This window comes from Pseudoalteromonas sp. BMB (assembly GCF_001709235.1).
GTDB classification, from domain to species: domain Bacteria; phylum Pseudomonadota; class Gammaproteobacteria; order Enterobacterales; family Alteromonadaceae; genus Pseudoalteromonas; species Pseudoalteromonas maricaloris.
Genome location: NZ_MBQA01000105.1, coordinates 77137 through 97617, shown reverse-complemented (window position 1 = coordinate 97617; position 20481 = coordinate 77137). Strand labels below are relative to the sequence as shown.

Below are 20481 nucleotides of genomic sequence, written 5' to 3'. Positions count from 1 at the left end.
CGACGGGTTTTTTGCTGTTTGGGATATAGAGATTTGAGGGATATAAAACCTCGCAAGCCAATCAACACATCGCGAGGTTTTCTAAACCTAAGTAAATGCGCTCCTACTCCCACCACAGTGCAACATGGTGGGAGGTAGTTTACCCGCAAGTATTCATCCTAAATATTTCATAAAGTCACTTTCTCAACACATTGAAAACTGTAAATATCGGCGATCCCACTACCTTTTGTGTGAGATCTTCGTTATGATTTTGCTTTTGTTTCACAACTAATTACGAAATGTCAGAACTCTATCATTGGTTTGATCTCTTGGGCGTTATGGTTTTTGCGATCTCGGGAACCTTAATTGCGCATAGTAAACATATGGATGGCTTTGGTGTGATTGTCCTTGCGACTGTAACTGGTATCGGGGGGGGAACATTACGAGACTTGATTTTAGATCAACCCGTTTTTTGGCTTCATGATACTAGCTATATTTACGCTATTTTATTTGCTGTCGCTGTGAGTATATGGTGGTTAAATCGGCATCAAAATATCCCAAGAACTGTACTGCAGGTTGCTGATGCCATTGGGCTTGCTTTTTTCGCTGTAATGGGAGTACAAAAGGCTTTAAGTATTGGAATGCCTGATACTACAGCTGTGATCATGGGCGTATTGACCGGGTGTTTTGGTGGAGTCATCAGAGACGTATTAGCTCGAGAAATCCCCCTTCTTCTAAAAGGAGAGTTATACGCGATCACCTGCATTTTTGGCGGGGTAGTCTATACTCAAGCAATTAAATTGGGCATGGCAACTGAATACGTAATGGTATTGTCCATGGCGGCAACCTTGTTATTGAGATTAGCAGCTATGCGATACCATTTGGTGTTACACGTATTTAACTATAAATATTAAGTAAGCAGGAGACATGGATGTCTTTAGCAAGAGTCTTTACTCGAGCACAAGTTGGTATTACCGCACCCGAGGTAATTGTTGAGGTGCACCTTAGCAATGGTTTACCTGCCTTTAGTATTGTTGGATTACCCGAAACCTCAGTTAAAGAAGCCAAAGAACGCGTCCGTAGTGCGCTTGTTAATGCTGGCTTTTTATTTCCAGAACAGCGTATCACAGTAAACTTAGCACCAGCAGATCTACCCAAAGATGGTGGCCGCTTTGACTTTGCAATCGCACTCGGTGTTCTCGTTGCATCAGGGCAGTTAGATAGTCATGCTATTGCTGATAAAGAGTTTTATGGTGAGCTTGCGTTAAATGGTGAGCTGAGGACGGTCACTGCGATTTTGCCATCTGTTATTGCAGCAGCGAAGGAGGGGCGAACTGCTTACCTACCAACTGGTAACGATGCAGTAGCGAGCCTTGCCGCTGATGCTAATCGTGTTGCTATAAGTTGCTTGCGTACAGCATGGTTAGGCTTAAGCGGCCAGCGATCACTTATGTTTAATCAACTCTACCCGGACGATTTAAATATACAAGTTTCAGGTGGGAGTTTGCTGGATATGGCTGAGGTGAAAGGACAAGAGGGAGCGAAGCGAGTGCTAGAAATAGCCGCGGCCGGTGGGCATAACGTTTTATTTCTTGGTCCACCCGGCACTGGAAAATCGATGCTTGCTCAGCGTCTACCCACGATAATGCCATTAATGACGGATAATCAGGCATTAGAAACAGCTTCTATCTATTCCATACTGGGAAAAACAATCAGCCAATCAAACTGGAAAACAAGGCCTTTTAGAGCTCCACATCATACTTGCTCTGCGGTAGCCTTGGTTGGAGGCTCGTCGAACCCTAAGCCCGGAGAGATATCATTGTCAAATAATGGTGTTCTATTTTTGGACGAGTTACCAGAATTTGATAGGAAGGTACTAGACTCATTACGTGAGCCGATGGAAACGGGCATGGTAACGATTTCGCGCGCAGCTCGGCAAGTTGATTATCCTGCAAACTTTCAACTGATCGCAGCATTAAATCCCAGTCCTACAGGTTGTTACACTGACAAAAGAGCGTCTCCAGATCAAGTATTGCGCTATTTGGCTAAGATTTCAGGTCCATTTTTAGACCGAATAGATCTACAAGTAGAGTTACCTCGTCTAAAAACGGAAGAACTACAGTCACAGCATGATGGTGAGTCTAGCTCGACAATAAGGGCTAGGGTGGAACAGGCCTATAAAACAGCTTTAGCACGTCAGGGAAAATGTAACGACCAACTGAGTGTAAAAGAGCTAAATCATATTTGCTATCTTGCTGATGCTGAACGCTTATTTCTAGCAAAGGCAGCAGAAAAACTAAAGCTATCACCACGTTCATATCATCGAATAATCAAGGTTGCACGTACCATTGCAGATCTGAGCTCTACACCTAATATTGGCTTATCACATTTAAAGGAAGCGCTTAGTTATCGCGCGTTGGAGAGGTTGTTAGCTCAGTTAACACAGTATTAGCTATCGGCATTTCAATAGAGAGGGAGCGTATTATTGGTAAAGATTAAGCTGACAACATATAACCTTTACCACGAACCGTGACAATGCGTTTTTGCTCTTTTTCATCGCCGAGTTTTTTGCGTAGTCGGCCAACTAAGACATCAACCGTTCTGTCACTTGGGCTCCAATCAGGTTGCCCAATGTCTTCTGAAATACGCTCTCTGGATGTTGCCCTTCCTGCATTGGAAATAAGACAAATTAATACTTTATGCTCTGCTTCGGTAAGTCGAGACTCAATACCATGTTGATTGATTAAGGTACGGTTATCAGGGTGTAGTTTAAAGTCAGCATATTCGATAAACTCTTCCGATTCATCGTCTTTATTACCAACTAAACGTTTGTATAAGGCACGCATACGCAGTTCAAGCTCAAGCGTATCAACAGGCTTACAAACGTAGTCATCAGCACCTTGCGCAAGACCTGCGATTCTGTCGGCTTGAGAGTCTCGACTGGAAAGCATGATGACACCAAGGTCTGATAAGGTATTAATCTCTTTCGCAAGTTGCAGGCCATCGGTGGCGGGTAAAACAACATCAACAATAGCAAGTGCAAATGGGTTTTGGGTTTGAGATTGAATAAGCTCAAGCGCAGTAGCCCCTGTATTGTCTACAGTGATACTGAACTCGGTATTTTCAAAGTGACTACACAGTCGCTTTGCTAAGAGTTCATCATCTTCAACTAATAAAACCTTTATGCTCATGTTTTCACTGTTAATTGTTGTTTAATTGTCGTTAATATAACACTGAGAGATCGCTGCTTGGAAGTGCATGAAACGAATTCTTACAACTCTGTATCTGGCACGTTAACCTGACAACCTAGTTCGATCAAGGGAAACCTAGCTTTATTATTAAATTATATACAATGATGTGTTTGATTGCTGCTTCGCTAAACAAAAAGGCGGCACATCGTGCCGCCTAGCATTGATTACTTACCGTATAGATGTTCCCACCACTGTGGCTCTTGTTTTAAATGTTTGTCGAAATAAGCCAGCATGGTGTTCCACCAATGGAAGCGCTGGTCACGAGCAAAAATTTGATGATCTGCGCCTTTGTATTCGACCAATTCAACATCTTGGCCAAGGATCTTCAATGCGGTATACATATTGTGACTTTCACCTGGCGGCACATTGGTATCCGCGTCACCGTGAATTAACAATAATGGTGTTGTTACTTTGTCTGCATTAAATACCGGGCTATGTTGCGAGTAAAGCGTTGGATTGTTCCAGGGGAAACTTCCTTTTGAGGCCTCGCCAGAATACAAATAACCCCACCAGCCTTGGCCCCAGTATGAAGTAATATTAGAAATACCAGCATGTGAGATAGAAGCTGAGAATAAATCAGTTTTTGTTGTCAGCAGCATAGTCATGAAGCCGCCGTACGAAGCACCTAAATTACCTAAACGCTTGTCATCAACGAAAGGGTAGGCTTTCACAAACTCTTTGGTACCCAAGATGATATCGTTAGCGGTGTGTTCACCCCAAGCATTGACATGTTCTGCTGAGAATTTCTGACCGAAACCTGTCGCACCAGTTGGTTGCAAGACATAAACAACATAGCCTTTTGCTGCCCATAAGTTAAATGGGTAACGCCCTGTAAAGCCACGAGTCACTGGAGAAGTGCCACCGTAGTAATAAACAAGTGCTGGGTATTTTTTAGCTTTGTCTAAATCGTGAGGTAGATACACGCGGCCTTTAATCTCCACGCCTTCAGTATTAGTAAAATTAAACTCTTCTAGGTTGGCAATTTCTGCATTCTGGTATGCGATATTTGTTGAGTCCCAGAGCGTGTCAGCTCGCTTATCTGAGGCAGACATGGTTTTTAACTGCTGTGGAGTTGATGCAGTAGTTCCTGTGAATAAGATCTCTGGATTACGTTCACTAGACACTGAATAGTTCGTGACAACATCCAGTCCGGTGTTTAAGCGTTTGAAAGTGGACTTACTTTCGTCGAAGAAGAAAAGCTGTTGACGATCTTGGTCAGTCGCTTTCAGTACCACATCGCCATTATTGAGTACGGTGAAGCTGCCTATGGCTGGGTCAAAGTTTTTACTCAGTGCTTTTACATTGTGGCCTTTGCGATCTATCCAATAGAGTTGGCCATCATAGTTATTCGCGAGCATACCTTCAGGTAAGTTGCGCCCCGCACCTTCGGCAAAATCAGGACCTGCAGTTACGTAAATACCATTTTTAGTGTATTGAGCGCCACTAAATGTACGATACTGGCCAATGACACTTTGCTGATTGTTTGATAGATCGATTTCTATTAACTCTGTCAACATGTGAGGAGGTTGCGCGTAGTCTTGCTTATTACGCGTTGCTAAAACTGTGTTTGCTTGTGCGTCAAAGTCGGCCAAGCTGTGGCTTTGCGCGCCAATGGTCACAGGATTAAGTAGCCCACTTTTGATATCGAGTAAGAAGATTTGCGATTGGGTGCGAGCATATGACCATCTATCTTCTAATCCTTGATAATGTTTAGTCAGTTTGCCTTCTTCTTTGCCGCTGTTGGTCCAAGTAAAAATAAGCGTGTCATTATCAAAAAACTCGATACTATTCGCGCCATTGAGCTTAGTAGCAACTTGAGTACGTTTAAAGGTTTTTACATCTAGGACGTAAGCTTTATTGTCTTCTAAATAGGTGAGTTTGCTGCTGTCATCACGCCATGCAAAGCTAGTTGCACTCATGCCATCGAAACTGTAAAGTATGTCACCATCTTCATTGTATAAAGCTGTTTCGGTGATTGCTGCGTTGCCTTTTTCATCATCGTAGTGGCGTACGGTAGAAATGTAATATTCGCCGTTAGGTGCAAGTGAGATAGCACTCACTGTTGGAGCATCAAACAATTGCTTTGCAGACAGCGCTTTGGTTTGTTTTTCTGTTAGCGTGATAACGTCATGCGCTGCTTCACCTTCAAAGCTAAGATCAACTTTATTCCAGTCATTTACCTGCTCAGCGATAACGAGGATTTGATGATCGCCCTTGACGACATCAAGCTGAACCTCTTTAACACCGGAGACCGGCTCTCCATTTAGAAACACTTTGGCTTTCTCAATGCCCTCAAGCTTGAGTTTACCTGAGACAAAGCGTTCAGTAGTGAAATTAAACTTCAGAGCTTGTAGTCCAGGTATCGTTAATTGAGATACTTTATTCAGTGCTTGCCATTTGCTCTCATTATTGAATAGCGTTACCTGTTTGGCGTCTTGTTGTAATGATGATAGCAGGTTTTCAATAATTGCATCGCGATGAGCTGTATCCGCTGGCTTTATTGTTGATTCGCCTGCGATGGGACCCAAAAATTGTATTTTTGATTCGTCTAATGGGCTTGCTGAAAGTTGTGCTGAGACTGCCGTAAATAGTAGAGTGACGGCTGTACGTAATTTCATTTATTTGCGCCTATTGTAGGTAATTATATGATAAAACTATATCATAGTATTTTGAACCGGTTGTATTGCTGCGATAGACGTCCTAAATTTAATAGTCTGTGTTGATGAGCAACATAACGTACGCGGTTAAGCAAACACTTAGCGTTGAATAAAGAGGAGAATTTACTTGGTTTTATTATTAACCTACATGTTTTTGGCAATAGCTATCTCTTTTATCTGTTCGGTAATGGAAGCAGTGCTACTTAGTATTACGCCAAGCCATATAGGGATCTTAAAGCAAGACAATGATGTATTAGCATCGCGAGTTCAACGCCTTAAAGACAATATTGACCAGCCTTTATCTGCCATTCTAACGTTAAACACCGTTGCGCATACCGCCGGTGCTGCAGGGGTTGGCGCACAAGCTGCTGTGGTATTTTCAGATGCCGCTGTCGGTATAGCCTCGGCAGTGATGACGCTACTGGTTTTGGTACTGTCAGAAATCATTCCGAAGACCTTAGGGGCGACTTATTGGCGCGGGTTAACACCTATCGTTTCAAGTGTGTTGGTATGGCTAGTTCGAATATTGAAGCCATTTGTGTGGATGTCTGATCAGTTAACAAAAGTGATAGGCCGTAAAGAAGATGAGGCTCACTATATTCGTCAAGAAATCGAAGCGATGGCGGAAATAGGCTCTGAAGCTGGTGCACTGCATCAGGACGAGACTGAAACCATTCGCAGCTTGTTGCGCTTTCGCCACGCCAAACTCGAAAGCATCATGACACCAAGAACGGTGCTATTTAAAGTGCATAAAGATATGACAGTACACGAGTATTTGTCTGAGCATGGTTCGGTTGCCTTTTCTCGGGTGTTGGTATTCGATAAAAACACAGATGACATCATCGGCTTTGTACACAAGAATGACATTATGCTTGCTTATCATAGGCTTGGAGAAGAATATAAAATTGGTAAGCTATCTCGCCCTCTTTATACCGTACCGGAAACACTAGCTGCGCCAGAGTTATTCAAAGCGTTACTGGCAAAGCGTCTACACATTGCGCTTGTCATTGATGAATATGGCGATGTACAAGGCATAGTGACATTAGAAGATTTGCTCGAATCATTAATGGGGATGGATATTGTTGATGAGCGAGAGCAAACCACCAATATGCAAGCTGCTGCTAAGCAAAAGTGGCGAGAGCGAGTAGATAATCATGATAATTTGATTGAAGACAGCGACGAAGCTGAAGAAGAGTCTGAAACGCAAAGTGATGGAGAGGAAACGCCCTCTCCAGAGGTTAAGGATTCGAATTAATCATGCGCTGCCAAGAGTGTATCCACCCGACTAGGTCTGTTAGTGGTTTAGGTTTGCTGATTAAAAAACCCTGCATTAATAGGCTATGCTTGTAGCGGTCAAGGTATTGTAGCTCTTCAATCCGCTCTATACCTTCAGCTACTATGTCTAACTGTTGATTTTGTGCGATGTCGATTAAGCTGTCGATAAGTACCTGTGAAAAGCGATCGGATTCCACATGGGTTATCAAAGAGCGGTCGATTTTGATCTCAGTAAACGGCAGAGACTTTAACTGCTGAATATTGGTAAATCCAGTACCAAAGTCGTCTAACGAAATATCAAACCCCCGGATCCGTAACCGGTTCATTGTTTCCAGTTGAATAGACTGATTCATCGGTTGGTTTTCGGTAATTTCTAAAATGATATCACTAGGCTTTAAACGGTTTATTTCTAGAATCAGTGCCAATTTATCTGGACAGCTTAAATCATTTAATTGCACAGGTGATAAATTAAAAGCCAGTTTAATCGGGTAATTGAGTTCAGATTTGATTGCTTTAAACTCGTCCGTTGCCTTTTCAAAAAGCTGAAAGGTAATGATATTTATTAGGTCGGTATCTTCGGCCACACCAATGAAATGATCCGGTAAAATGACCTGCTCGGTATTTTTAGACACAATACGGGCAAGCACTTCGACACTTTTTATCTTTTTGTCACCACGGTGAACCTTTGGCTGATAGTAAGGCGTAATTTCATTGTGACTAATGGCGTGCAAAAGATCGCTTTCGGTCACCTTTTCAATACGGCTACGTTTAACAGTGGTATACGTCTCCATTTTTTTGAGCATGCGCTCGACATCAACCAATTGTACGGGTTTGGAAATATTGCCGATAAGATGCGCATTGGACTGTCTGGCAAGGTTGGTTGCTAGATCAATAATCTTTTCGTCCATTTCGGAAATAATAATAATGCCGCCAGAGAACCTTAGCTCTCCTAGTTGGCGAATAAACTCCATGCCATCCATTTCGGGCATATTGAGATCTGTAAAAATGGCGTCAAATTGATGAGGAGTCTGCCGTATTTTTTCTACAGCATTCACCGCACTTGAGCAGGTTGTGACATGCTCAATGCCAAGCTCAGTCATAATAGCTTGCATTACGACGAGGATCGCGGGTGAATCATCTACTACCATTATCCGATGTTTTGCTAATGACATTAACAATTCCTTCGTATACCTTACCTCCTTAAAGTCTAGTACAAATAATTTAAAGTGCTCAAATCTCAAAATGCTTTAAAAGGTGATTTTTACTCAATTTGAAGCGCAATAATGACACTTTGCCTGCATTTTTCTAATTCAGATTTCGACAGCACTTTATGAAGCGGACGCTTTTAGCGATAATGCCCCAAATGACCTTTGGATCTGAATATGAATAGAGTCGAGCTTTCGCTAGCGGACAAAGCGGTATCTATCTTTTTTAACCAACAACAAGTAGTACAGCTTTTTGTCGAGCAGCAAGCGATTACCTTTGAAGAGCAACATAATGGCATTTTCGCGACCATTGATGGACAAGCACTGGCGGTAAATACAGAGCAGTTACCTCAGGGGTTGCTTGGTATTGCAGTAAATGGAGCTGAACTTCAGTGGCTCGAAGTGAGCACTGAAACACCTAAAGAAAAACGCAGCTTATTTGGTTTGGCAGCATTGGGCTTAAAGTTATTTAAAAGTGCAAAGGTGGTTAAAGCTGCCTTGGCTGGTGCATCCGTGGCAGGATACGCATGGCTATTTTCTTGGCAGTTTGCGCTTATGCTTGTGGCTTGTTTAGTCGTTCATGAATATGGCCACGTCCGCGCGATGCGCTATTTTGGGATTAAAACAAAAGGCATCTATTTGATCCCTTTCGTTGGTGGCCTGGCTGTAAGTGACGATAAGATCACGACCCGCTGGCAAGACGTAGTTATTTCGTTGATGGGACCGGCATTTGGTTTGATAACCTCAATCCTTGGAGTGGTGTTGTATTATGCGACAGAGATGGAAATCTTTGCTGGTGTTGCAGTGTTAAGTGCGCTGTTGAACTTATTCAATTTACTACCCATTTTGCCGTTAGATGGTGGGCATGTTCTAAAAAGTATAAGCTTTTCAATGCGCTCTTGGGTGGGGTTATTGGCGTGTATGGCAGGAGTATTATTCGGCCTTTGGATAAGTTACACCTTTGGCTTAATCCTGCTGGTGATATTCATTTTGATTGGTAGTTTTGAAATCCTGATTGAGTGGCGTGGCCGTAATTACAGTCACTTATTACCCCTTGACCGATATGGGCAAGTGGTCAGCGCCATTATGTATATAGTTGTTATTACAGGTCATGTTGCGGTAATGATGCATTTTGCTGATTCAGAGAATCCAATCCTAAGCTTACCAATGAAAATTTTATCAAGTTAATCTGTGTAAGAAGGTGCATTACGCACCTTCTTACAGGGGGAGCAACAATAAAGTTGCGATAATTACACCCGTTACCAGCAATTGTATCAGGCAAAATCCCATAATATCTTTGGCTTTAAGACCTGCAATTGCAAGTACCGGGAGTGCCCAAAATGGCTGGATCAGGTTAGTCCAAGCATCACCCCATGCAACTGCCATCGCGACTCTGGCTATGTCTGCATTAAGTGCTTCTGCTGTGGGAATAATAATTGGTGCTTGTACCGCCCACTGACCGCCGCCTGAAGGCACAAATATATTTACAAGGCCTGCACTTAAAAAGCTCCACAGCGGTAATGTCCATTGACTGCTAATAGAAACAAATCCTTGAGATATTTGTTGCGCTAGTCCTGTTTCGACCATCATAGCCATGATCCCAGCATAAAAAGGAAACTGGACCACGATACCGGCACCACCTTGAATTGCTTGTTGTAGGCTATTGAGAATATTTGCAGGGGTTTTGTGTAGTAGCATGGCTAAGAACAAAAACAGGGCTATGACGATATTCAATGTCAATGTGCCTGCATTAAATATAAAGTAAAAGCCCAAGTAGCTAAGACCTATTGCTCCTCCTAACATACCAAGCCATGAGGCATTTTCTAATTTTGCAGCCGGAGTATTGTGGGTACTGATATCATTACTTTGTTCAATGAGCTTTTCTTTATCAACAATAATTGCGTCATCATCTTTGGGAAGCATTAGTTTATTTATAAGTGGTAAAACGATAAAAATACTGAGTACGATGAGCAGGTTAAATGGTGCAAAGATTGTCTCTGAAGTGGTAACAATACCTATGCTCTTTTCACTAAAGTGCCCCGGAGTTGCGATAGTCAGGGGGACTGAGCCTGATAGGCCTGCGTGCCAAACAACAAAACCAGAGTAAGCACTAGCCACTAACAGGCGATAATCAACTTTCACTTTTCGAGCGATGGCCTTTGCGAACAAAGCCCCGACTACTAAGCCAAACCCCCAATTTATCCAGCTGGCGCTCATCGCAACAAAGGTGGTGAGTATAATTGCTTGAGAGGGTGTTTTAGCTAGGCCTGCGATACGGTCTAGCGCTTTCGCTACTGGAGGGGTAACAGCAAGCATGTGACCACATAATAAAACTAACAACATTTGCATCGCAAAAGTAAGCAGCTTCCAAAAGCCATTACCCCATGCCTCAAGCACCATGACAGGTGTTGCTGGAGTAAACAATGTAGCGAGTACCATCACCAAAAAAGTGAGTAAAAGCACAATCACAAATGGATCGGGTAGATACTTGTCGACTAATTTTGTTAGCGGGGTGGTAAACTTGCCAAGCATAAGACATCCTGTTTTCATTATTATTTTATGCAAATCAAAGTGATTGAATTACGCATCATAATATAGCTAAACTTTAAGCTAAAAGTTAGTGGTTTAGGCTAACTTATAGTGAACAGAAAACAATGAGCTTCATTGGTTTCTTTTAAAATCAAAGTGTTAGGGTTGGCATGAAATCTGATATATTAAAAAGAAAGACTTTAAGTAACTAAGAGAGGTAACTATGTCTGGACAAGGTTCTGGTGGTAATGTAATTGCAGCGATTTGTAACGTCTTTTTCCCTGGCCTTGGTCAGTTGGTTCAAGGTCGTATATTGGCGGCTTTAATCTTCGCAATTGTTGTTGTAGGTGGGTATGCACTGTGGTTTTTATTGGTTCCACCTGTGATTGCAGCTGTTTTCCATTTGTGGGCTATTATTGATGCTGCTAAGTATACGCCGCCTAGGTATTAACGGTTATACCAAAAAGTATAACCACCCAGTCAGGCTGACCATGCTCAGTACAGTAGACAGCACAACGGTAGCCGCAAGTGTTGCTTGTTGGCTGTCGAGCTGCCTAGCAACAAGATAGGCATTGACTCCCAAAGGAGAGGCACTCATTAAAGTCACCACCTGAACTTGCTGAGTTGCCAATCCTAAATAAGTGGCAAAGAGATAAACCAATCCCGGTAGTAGTATCAGTTTTACTGCACTTAGCCATATCGCACCGTGTAACTTTCCTCGCACGCCATACTGTACCAAGCTCGCACCCAAAATAAATAGCGCCCCAGGAATGGCAGGTTTTGCCAACCAACTAAAGCTTTCAAGTATTAAGCTTGGTAGCTTTAATCCAGCAACGTTTAATATCAAACCACTCGTAATACTTATCACTATTGGATTTAACAGCAGGGGTTTCGCAATATCCAACTTATGCTTGTGTCTTGCTGCCAGTAAAAAAGTCATAAAAAACAGCATCGCACTGTGGAATGTAATAATCATAAATACCATGGCAGCGGCTTGCTCACCGAGCGCCATTAGGATAATCGGTAATCCGACTAACACGGTATTAGAGTAGGTGCCACTTAATGCTAATGCTGCACTGTCTGCTTTTGAGCGATGTTGCGCTTTAAAGAGAAACAGGTATAAGCCTGCATAAGTCAGAGCGACTGGGAGATAAAAGGATGACAACAAGGAGCCTGTTGCGAGGCTTTTCAGATCTGCTTGAACCATACTGCTAAATAACAGCATAGGAATACATAAATTAAAGATAAAAGTACGCAAGCCATCAAGCTGATTGATGGCGATAAAGCCAATCTTTGCACTCAAAAAACCAGAAATAACGATAAAGATGAGAGGAAATAAGATCTCAACAGGCGACATGCGTTGACCAACAATCGAGTGGTTAAAAGGTAATTCTATCAATGAATGCTTAGCGGACGCCACTTAGGTATAATAAAAGAAGGTGATTTAGTTAAGAAGTAAAGATGGAATACCAGTTTATTCGTGACCCACTTTCTGGGTTTCGAGCTCGCTTAAATGACGAGCATGCGTTGATAGGTCGGTGGCTGAGCGAAGAGCTTGCACATGAGCGTATTGTCAGCCTGCTGACACAGCTTGAAAACCTGCCAAATCAAAAAGAAGAGCTTGTGTTGGCTGGAAAAGAGATCCGCGCCACGTTCACGCCGCAAGAAGCATTATTTGAAAGCCACGCTCTGTTTCATGAAAGTGATGACATAGCGCAGTACCAAGAAGACGCGCTGGCTTTAGATGAGTCGGGTATGATGGCGGTGTGTGGCTATGAAGATTTTTTACCCATGCTGATAGAGTGGGCTGAATTTACCAAAGTTAAATAACCTGAGCTGCGTAAATTCGCCTTGCCTACAGGATGTAGGTACCTTAGCGAGAGCAGGACGCGGAAGCGGAGTTATCCCCAAAACTCTCTGGCTAGATAAGAAGATAGTTTAAGGTGATTAAAAAACAGTGAGTTAGCTCATTCCTTATCCAAACCTCAGGTTAAATAAGTTCTGTGGGGCTTGTTGATCTTGCATGCTTGAGTTCAACAGCCCCTGAAGTATAGAGATAGCTTATTTGGGTGTACCATAGAGTTGCTCTGCTCTATTAAATAACACCCACGAAGTGAGTATATACTTATCATTAGAAACCGGAATATTGCCTCTATGTGTATGTGTAAAATACCCTGGCGCTATCACCATAGAGCCTTTTACTGGGGCAATTTTACGCTGCTGATAATAAAACTCGGTCTCGCCACCTTCCTCGACATCATTAAGGTAGAACATAAATAACAGCACTCGGTGTAAGGCTTCATTATGGTCATGTTGAGGGTAGACTTCGCTGTGCCAGTAGGGATAGCCGCCTTTATTTATTTGATAGCGCTGAGCTTGGATAGCGCCCAAACGAAACAGCTGTTGAGCAAGGACCGGGAGTTGTGGCTCGCCGACTTCTTCAAAGTTATCCACAGTGAGATCGACAGGCTCACCAGTTTTGGGGTGATACACTTTAAGTCCAAATGCACCGATGATCATAAAGAAATGTTCTTCAAGGTATTCAAATAAGTGCTTTGCCGTAACCTGTTGAATGTGTTGTAACTGTTTGGCATAGTCAGGATAGGAATTTAAATAAAGGTCGTGACTGACTTTTTTACTCAAGTCGACACCACCAGACGTAGTCCCCTGTTTTAAATGTGGGCTTTGATCGAAGGTCTTTACGAATTCATCGCAAAAGTCTGAGCTGAGTGCGTTATCGTAAACGCGAATAAAATCACTCATGTTTTTCCCTAGTTTTTATTGGAGTTATTATGCTGTCTGAAAAGCTTATGCCGCGTTTTTGCGACACTGATGTGCTTGGACATATCAACAATACCGTACTCCCTGTGTGGTTTGAAGCCGCGCGCACACCTATTTTCAAAATATTTACACCAGATTTAAATCCAAAAGAGTGGAAATTGATCGTTGCTAAAGTCGAAGTTACCTTTAAAGGAGAGCTATTTTATGGTCAGGAAGTCGAAATAAAAACGGCTGTTGAACATATCGGCAACAGCTCATTTGTGATTTTGCAGCAGGCTTGGCAGCATGGAGAATGCTGTGCTGAGGGTAAAACCATTATGGTGCGATATGACTTTGCGGTTAAGCAATCTCAACCGCTGAGTCAGCAAGAGCGCGATGCGCTAGGCACCTTTATGGTTGCTGTGGTTTAAACTGATGACCAATTGCCGCTGAGATACAAGGCTTTACCGTATAGGTATAGCCGTATTCCGCGGCGTTATCCGGCATGATCTCTAAAATCTCATAATCGTTTAATTCAACAATATTACTGCCTTCGCTATGTTCACAACGTGAGTTTCCGTCAGACTCAAAGCGAAAGATAAAGTAAGCCAGTATTTGATTAAGCACATCGTTATAGTTTTTGCCTTGCTCATGCAAATCGGGGTTAGGATCGTTATTAATAGATACTGTTAACGACTCCGGCTCATCTGCCGTGGACTGTGCTTCATCTTGTTGTGGAGTATCGCCACTCATGTCGGCCACTTGTGGTTGAGTTTCCGATGCTCCTTCGTTTTCTTCTGCGGAGTCTGCTGAGCGCGATTCTTTCGCGTTGGCTTGGAAAGAAATTCCGTCCTTATCTACTTTGAAATCAGAAGAAAACTCAGTAAATGCGGTTGAAGCACCTGATTTAGCGATGCCAAGCACCAAGAACGCCAATAAAACAAAACACATGATCAACCTAATGATCGCTGTTGTTGCCGGATAACGATAGTGATTCTGATGCCAAAAAGGCTTTATACGTAATGGTTTAAGCAGGAAAAGTACAACGACATAGCAGGTCATAAAGAGTTGCGCGAGAATTAATAAGAAGGTACTGGTAATAAAAAACCAAGTAGGTAACGACAGCAACACACTCAAATTATGTGTGTAAGGGAAATTATCTGTGCTGACCCCAGTTAAATCATTGATACGGCCATCAGCTTGCACTAACACAAAGTTGGCGATAAAGGCATAAAATAACAGTATTAGTGCTTTACCAGGCACACTTTCCCAAAAGGTCATGATCCTTGGCCAGAATTCATAACATAGCGCCGTTACTGTGGTTATTAAGATCAAAAAAGCAGTGAAGTTATCATCTTCAGTTTCACTCAAGCTGAACATGAAAATGATAAAACTGACCAAATAATAGCGTTGAGCCAGCGTTAGGCTTTGCCAAAATTGGCCGATGGAAAAGCGCAGTCTTGCTAGGTATGCGGTTAAGTTTTTTGGCGCGAGAAGTTGATGCATAATAAGTGAATTTGTAATTATTATGCACCAATAATAGAGACTTTTAGAAATTAAGACAATAAGGGCTTAAGGTACTTACCTGTATGCGAAGCCGCAAAGTCAGCCACCGTTTCAGGCGTACCTGAGACGAGTATTTGACCACCTCCTGCTCCTCCCTCTGGACCTAAGTCCACAATCCAGTCCGCGGTTTTGATGACATCTAGATTATGCTCGATAACCAGCACCGTATTACCATGATCGCGTAGACGGTGTAATACCGCGAGTAGCTGCTGAATATCATGGAAGTGCAGACCTGTGGTTGGCTCATCGAGAATGTAGAGTGTTTTACCGGTATCTCGTTTTGATAGTTCACGAGCGAGCTTAACCCGCTGCGCTTCACCACCGGACAAGGTCGTGGCGGCTTGCCCTAAGCGAATGTAGGAGAGGCCAACGTCCATTAAAGTTTGTAGTTTGCGATTGATCGCGGGAATTTTATCAAAAAATTCTCGAGCGTCTTCAACGGTCATTTCCAACACTTCGTGGATATTTTTACCTTTATACAGCACTTCCAGTGTTTCACGGTTATAGCGCTTACCAGTACAGACATCGCAAGGAACATAGACATCCGGCAGGAAGTGCATTTCTACCTTGATAACTCCATCGCCTTGACAGGCCTCACAGCGACCGCCTTTAACATTAAAACTAAAGCGGCCAACCTTATAACCGCGTGAACGCGACTCTTGCGTCCCCGCAAATAGTTCACGGATAGCAGTAAAGATCCCTGTATAAGTTGCAGGGTTTGAACGTGGTGTGCGACCGATAGGACTCTGATCAATATCGATAACTTTATCGAAGTGATCTAGCCCATGAACTGATTCATACGGTGCAGCTTCTTGCGTTGTTGCACCGTTTAATTCCTGATGGGCAAGCTTGAATAGGGTGTCATTAATGAGGGTAGATTTACCCGAACCAGATACCCCAGTTACGCAGGTCATGAGACCAACAGGCACTTTTAAGTCGACACTTTTTAGGTTGTTGCCCGTTGCACCTTTAAGTTCAAGCCACTTGTCATCACATTGATGACGTTGCGCTGGAACTTCAATGCATTTCTCGCCACTGAGATATTGACCCGTTAATGAGTCTTTACTTTGCATTATCTCATCGCGAGTTCCCTCAGCGACGACATAGCCGCCGTGTACGCCGGCGCCTGGACCGATATCGATGATGTGATCGGCTGCACGAATGGCATCTTCGTCGTGCTCTACCACAATCACGGTGTTGCCAAGATCTCTTAAGTGCGTGAGTGTTTTAAGTAACCGGTCATTATCACGCTGATGTAGACCAATTGAAGGCTCATCCAGTACGTACATTACCCCCACGAGACCTGCGCCAATTTGGCTTGCAAGACGGATCCGCTGAGCTTCACCGCCAGATAAAGTATCAGCACTACGCTCCAAAGAGAGGTAGTTTAGGCCTACATTGATCAAGAAAGATAAACGATCGCGGATCTCTTTGAGTATTTTGTCCGCAATTTGTGCTTTTTGGCCTGTGAGTGCTAAGTCGATAAAAAATTGACTGGCTTCGCCGATACTCATCGTTGTTACGGTTGGCAGGTTAGTCGAGCCGATAAACACATGGCGCGCTTCTTCGCGCAGGCGTGAGCCATGGCAACTAGGACACGCTTGGCTGGTTTGATATTTGGCGAGCTCTTCTCTTACTGAACTTGACTCCGTTTCCCGATAACGGCGATTCATATTGTTTAACACGCCTTCGAACTCGTGATTGCGGGTGATAAGATCGCCTCTGTCATTGCGATACTTAAACGCGATTTTAGTTTTGCCTGAGCCTTCTAATACCACTTTTTGAAACTTACTCGGCAGATCCTGAAATGGCGTTTCTAAGTCAAATCCATATTGCTCGGCAACTGAGCTTAGCATTTGAAAATAGTAAAAACTGCGTTTATCCCACCCTTTGATTGCACCACCAGACAAGCTTAGTTCTGGGTTTTGCACTACACGTTTGGGATCAAAATACTGCTTTACCCCCAAACCATCACAGCTTTGGCACGCACCTGCGGGGTTATTGAAAGAAAACAATCGAGGTTCAAGTTCGCTCATGGCATAGCCACAAGTTGGACAGGCAAAGTTGGCCGAGAAGATCAGTTCGTCTGCGTCGCTATCATCCATATAGGCGATTTGCGCAATGCCATCAGCCAAATCAAGCGCGGTTTCAAAAGATTCGGCTAACCGTTGCTCAAGCCCTGCTTTGACTTTAAAACGATCCACCACGACTTCTATGGTATGTTTTTTCTGTAACTCTAGCGTTGGTGGATCTGAGAGATCGCACACCTCGCCATCAATACGTGCACGAATAAAACCTTGGCTCGCAAGCTCTTCTAGCAGTTTTACGTGCTCACCTTTACGGTTTTTCACCACCGGTGCAAGCAGCATGAGTTTGCTACCCTCGGGTAGCGCCAACACAGTATCAACCATTTGACTGATGGTTTGTGCGGCTAACGGTAAATCATGCGTAGGGCATCTCGGTTCACCCACTCGAGCAAAGAGTAATCTTAAATAGTCGTATATTTCGGTAATGGTTCCCACGGTTGAGCGTGGGTTGTGAGAAGTCGACTTCTGCTCAATGGAAATCGCGGGAGACAAGCCCTCAATGTGATCCACATCTGGTTTTTCCATCAGCGATAAAAACTGCCTCGCGTACGCAGACAAAGACTCGACATAACGACGCTGGCCTTCTGCGTATAAGGTGTCAAATGCTAAAGACGACTTCCCTGAGCCAGAAAGACCCGTGATCACTATCAACTTGTCTCTTGGAATAGTGAGTGAAATGTCTTTTAAATTGTGGGTGCGGGCACCCCTAACTTCTATTTTATCCATACGACCCTTGTGTTTTTTCGTGCGCTGTACTGAGTACGCGATACTAATCCACTATATTGAAACCTGGATCAGTCAAAGCATGATGTGAAGTGAACAGATTACCGCATCCCGAATACAAAATTAAGTTATCTCTGCTAAACGAACTAAACTTATTAAACCGATCAACTTGGGATATTGATTTTGTATCGACTTTTATTGCTTTTGGCGCTGCTTTGCCAAAATGTGTTCGCCTGTGAGCTGGTGGTGCGGTTTGAGAATTATGCGGCGCAGTCTAAGTTAAATGACGACCTTGTTTGGCACGGTATGGATGTTGATTTCGCTAAAGCCTTATTAGATGAAGCGGGGTGTAGCTATCGTTTCGTAAGTATTCCTTGGGGTCGGGCGCTGAAGCTTTTAGAGGAGGGCGACATCGATCTTATTTTGAGCGTCACAAAAACACCAGTACGTGAACAGTTTGCGTATTTTATTGGTCCCCAACGCATGGAAACCATTGTTTTTGCAATGAACTCAGGCGAGCCTCATCAGCTTGACTCACTTGAGTCGTTATTCCATCTGTCAAAGCCCATCGCTATTCAGCGTAATGCTTATTACGGTGAGGCGTTTACAGCTCGCCTTGCGCGTCGTACCGACAGTGAAACACAATTTATTTATGTACCCGACAATCAGGTAAAATTGAATTTGCTCAAAAAAGGACGGATAGCAGGGTTTTTAGAAGAAAAATTCAACATCCTGTATCAAAGTAAAAATAACCCTGATTTTGAAAAGTTTGCGATTAGCTCGTTGGTTATTAACGAAAACCCAGTATATTTTGCCTTTAGCAAGGCACGCACCTCGAGCGAGCGTTTGCAGCGTTTGAGTCAAGCATTTGAACGGGTTAAACGTAGCGGAAAATTAGCTCAGATCACGGCCAAGTACGGCGTCAACTAGCGCTTTTTTCTCTCGAAGTAAGCTGCTCAAATTCATGATGGTAACAATCGCATTGCAAAGATCCGTTCGCGCTAGTGTAAGTTAAGAAAAGAGTTTGTTAAACTTGCGCGTGATTTTCGATAGTGATGAATACCGCCTTATGTCTAATGACTCTTTAAACCCAACTGAAAAGCGCGCCGCGATTTCTCTTGCTGGCGTTTTCGCTTTCCGCATGCTTGGTTTGTTCATGCTGATGCCTGTGTTAGCTGTTTACGGCCAGTCTTTACAGGATGTCTCGCCACTGTGGATTGGTTTGGCTATTGGTGCTTATGGTTTGACTCAAGCTGTACTGCAGATACCTATGGGTTGGTTGTCTGATAAGTTCGGCCGCAAGCCAATCATCATTGGTGGGTTGTTGGTATTTGCATTAGGATCCGTTATCGCGGCATTAGCGGATTCAATCTATTGGGTGACATTTGGTAGAGCCCTACAGGGCATGGGCGCGATTGCAAGTGCGTTACTTGCGCTTGCTGCGGATTTGAGCCGTGACGAGCAGCGTCCGAAGGTTATGGCGGTCATCGGCATGTGCATTGGTATGAGCTTTGCTGTAGCCATGTTATTAGGACCAATGATTGCAGCGTCTTTTGGTATCGCAGGGATCTTCTGGCTGACGGCGGTATTAGCAATTGTAGGTATCGCTATCATTACCTTTATGGTGCCAAATGCGGTAAATAAAGCCCCAAAAGGCGACACAATTGCAAGCTTTGCAGATATTCGTCGCTTGGTGCAAAACCCACAGTTACTGAGGCTTGATCTTGGGGTGTTGCTATTGCATTTGACGCTGACTACAATTTTTGTAGCCTTGCCTGGTCAGTTGATCCGTGATGGCCTTGCAGCAGATAGGCATTGGCAACTCTATATTCCGGTATTTTTACTCGCCTTTATTTTGATGGCACCGATGATGATAGTGGCGATCCGCAAACAAAAAGAAAAGCAGACATTCTTGCTTTCTATTGCAATGTTAGTGGTAAGCTCGGTTACTTTGTATTGCTTTGTAGATTCACTTTGGGTGATCGCAGGTGCAATGCTGGTCTATTTTATTGCCTTTAATTTTCTCGAAGCAACTATGCCTGCGTTGGTTTCTCGCATAGCTCCAGCAAACCAAAAGGGATCGGCGATGGGAGTCTTTTCATCTGGCCAGTTTCTTGGCGCATTTATAGGTGGTGCTTTGGGTGGTGTCTTGGCACAAAATTTTGCGGTCGATACGATATTTGCCGCAACGGCCATTATTGGGGTAATATGGTTTGTTATCGCATGGGGCATGCAAGTGCCACCCAAGAGCAAAGCGATCAGCTTAGTTTCTGCTGTAGAAAATGAGCAACAAGCGACGGAATTGGCAGACCAATTGGTTTCATTACCTGGGGTACTTGAGGCCACGGTAGTGAGAGATGAGAATCGTAGCTACCTAAAAGTAGATGATAAAATTTTTGATTTGAAGCAAGCCAAGCAAGTGCTGGGCTTGTCATAGTGTGAGGAGACA

The 20481-nt window shown here is 43.5% G+C and carries 17 protein-coding genes; 9 read left to right on the top strand and 8 right to left on the bottom strand.

Annotated elements, in window-relative coordinates; translation table 11 throughout:
• Nucleotides 1-278 precede the first annotated feature (278 nt).
• Nucleotides 279-893: a trimeric intracellular cation channel family protein gene (locus BB427_RS07925; protein WP_039492969.1), complete on the top strand. Its 615-nt coding sequence runs from the start codon at nucleotides 279-281 to the stop codon at nucleotides 891-893.
• Nucleotides 894-910: 17 nt separating this feature from the next.
• Nucleotides 911-2431 (top strand): YifB family Mg chelatase-like AAA ATPase, encoded by a 1521-nt coding sequence (locus BB427_RS07920; RefSeq protein WP_069020136.1) that lies wholly within the window; start codon nucleotides 911-913, stop codon nucleotides 2429-2431.
• 43 nt (nucleotides 2432-2474) lie between these two features.
• Here the strand turns inward: BB427_RS07920 and BB427_RS07915 are convergent, their stop codons facing one another.
• Nucleotides 2475-3170 (bottom strand): response regulator transcription factor, encoded by a 696-nt coding sequence (locus BB427_RS07915; protein WP_017219015.1) that lies wholly within the window; start codon nucleotides 3168-3170, stop codon nucleotides 2475-2477.
• 224 nt (nucleotides 3171-3394) lie between these two features.
• Nucleotides 3395-5848, bottom strand: a complete 2454-nt coding sequence (locus BB427_RS07910; protein ID WP_069020134.1) for an alpha/beta hydrolase family protein — start codon at nucleotides 5846-5848, stop codon at nucleotides 3395-3397.
• Between the two features lie 166 nt (nucleotides 5849-6014).
• Between BB427_RS07910 and BB427_RS07905 the strand changes: the two genes are divergently transcribed.
• Entirely contained in the window at nucleotides 6015-7142 is a 1128-nt protein-coding gene (locus BB427_RS07905) for a hemolysin family protein (RefSeq protein WP_175401262.1), read from the top strand.
• Here the strand turns inward: BB427_RS07905 and BB427_RS07900 are convergent.
• The gene (locus BB427_RS07900) at nucleotides 7126-8334 is read right to left on the bottom strand and encodes an EAL domain-containing response regulator (protein WP_045990536.1); all 1209 of its coding nucleotides are present in this window, start codon (nucleotides 8332-8334) and stop codon (nucleotides 7126-7128) included. The genes BB427_RS07905 and BB427_RS07900 overlap by 17 nt on opposite strands.
• 210 nt (nucleotides 8335-8544) lie before the next feature.
• Between BB427_RS07900 and BB427_RS07895 the strand changes: the two genes are divergently transcribed.
• Nucleotides 8545-9555, top strand: coding sequence for a metalloprotease (locus BB427_RS07895; protein WP_069020130.1), 1011 nt, complete (start codon nucleotides 8545-8547; stop codon nucleotides 9553-9555).
• A 30-nt stretch (nucleotides 9556-9585) separates the two neighbouring features.
• Here BB427_RS07895 and BB427_RS07890 read toward each other — a convergent pair whose 3' ends face one another.
• Nucleotides 9586-10899: a short-chain fatty acid transporter gene (locus BB427_RS07890; RefSeq protein WP_069020124.1), complete on the bottom strand. Its 1314-nt coding sequence runs from the start codon at nucleotides 10897-10899 to the stop codon at nucleotides 9586-9588.
• A gap of 220 nt (nucleotides 10900-11119) precedes the next feature.
• Here BB427_RS07890 and BB427_RS07885 point away from each other — a divergent pair, with 220 nt between their 5' ends.
• Nucleotides 11120-11347, top strand: coding sequence for a hypothetical protein (locus BB427_RS07885; protein WP_010376621.1), 228 nt, complete (start codon nucleotides 11120-11122; stop codon nucleotides 11345-11347).
• 3 nt (nucleotides 11348-11350) lie between these two features.
• Here BB427_RS07885 and BB427_RS07880 read toward each other — a convergent pair whose 3' ends face one another.
• The gene (locus BB427_RS07880; RefSeq protein ID WP_254663603.1) at nucleotides 11351-12295 is read right to left on the bottom strand and encodes an AEC family transporter; all 945 of its coding nucleotides are present in this window, start codon (nucleotides 12293-12295) and stop codon (nucleotides 11351-11353) included.
• A gap of 62 nt (nucleotides 12296-12357) precedes the next feature.
• On the opposite strand from BB427_RS07880, the gene BB427_RS07875 reads away from it, so the two are divergent.
• Nucleotides 12358-12726 (top strand): YacL family protein, encoded by a 369-nt coding sequence (locus tag BB427_RS07875; protein ID WP_069020117.1) that lies wholly within the window; start codon nucleotides 12358-12360, stop codon nucleotides 12724-12726.
• Between the two features lie 231 nt (nucleotides 12727-12957).
• Here the strand turns inward: BB427_RS07875 and BB427_RS07870 are convergent, their stop codons facing one another.
• Nucleotides 12958-13659, bottom strand: coding sequence for a 2OG-Fe(II) oxygenase (locus BB427_RS07870; protein WP_069020115.1), 702 nt, complete (start codon nucleotides 13657-13659; stop codon nucleotides 12958-12960).
• 29 nt (nucleotides 13660-13688) lie between these two features.
• Between BB427_RS07870 and BB427_RS07865 the strand changes: the two genes are divergently transcribed.
• Nucleotides 13689-14087 carry an acyl-CoA thioesterase gene (locus BB427_RS07865; protein WP_069020113.1) on the top strand — a complete coding sequence of 133 codons (399 nt, stop codon included), beginning with the start codon at nucleotides 13689-13691 and terminating at the stop codon, nucleotides 14085-14087.
• On the opposite strand, the gene BB427_RS07860 is transcribed toward BB427_RS07865, so the two are convergent.
• Together BB427_RS07860 and uvrA are read right to left on the bottom strand one after the other, a co-directional pair.
• Entirely contained in the window at nucleotides 14068-15162 is a 1095-nt protein-coding gene (locus BB427_RS07860) for a hypothetical protein (protein WP_069020112.1), read from the bottom strand. The two genes, BB427_RS07865 and BB427_RS07860, sit on opposite strands and share 20 nt — an antisense overlap.
• A 50-nt stretch (nucleotides 15163-15212) precedes the next feature.
• The gene (uvrA, locus tag BB427_RS07855; protein ID WP_010605951.1) at nucleotides 15213-18035 is read right to left on the bottom strand and encodes an excinuclease ABC subunit UvrA; all 2823 of its coding nucleotides are present in this window, start codon (nucleotides 18033-18035) and stop codon (nucleotides 15213-15215) included.
• Between the two features lie 180 nt (nucleotides 18036-18215).
• Between uvrA and BB427_RS07850 the strand changes: the two genes are divergently transcribed.
• The gene (locus tag BB427_RS07850) at nucleotides 18216-18962 is read left to right on the top strand and encodes a substrate-binding periplasmic protein (protein WP_039492948.1); all 747 of its coding nucleotides are present in this window, start codon (nucleotides 18216-18218) and stop codon (nucleotides 18960-18962) included.
• A gap of 139 nt (nucleotides 18963-19101) precedes the next feature.
• On the top strand, nucleotides 19102-20469 hold the full coding sequence (locus BB427_RS07845) for an MFS transporter (protein ID WP_069020142.1): 1368 nt from the start codon (nucleotides 19102-19104) through the stop codon (nucleotides 20467-20469).
• The last annotated feature ends 12 nt before the right edge of the window (nucleotides 20470-20481 follow it).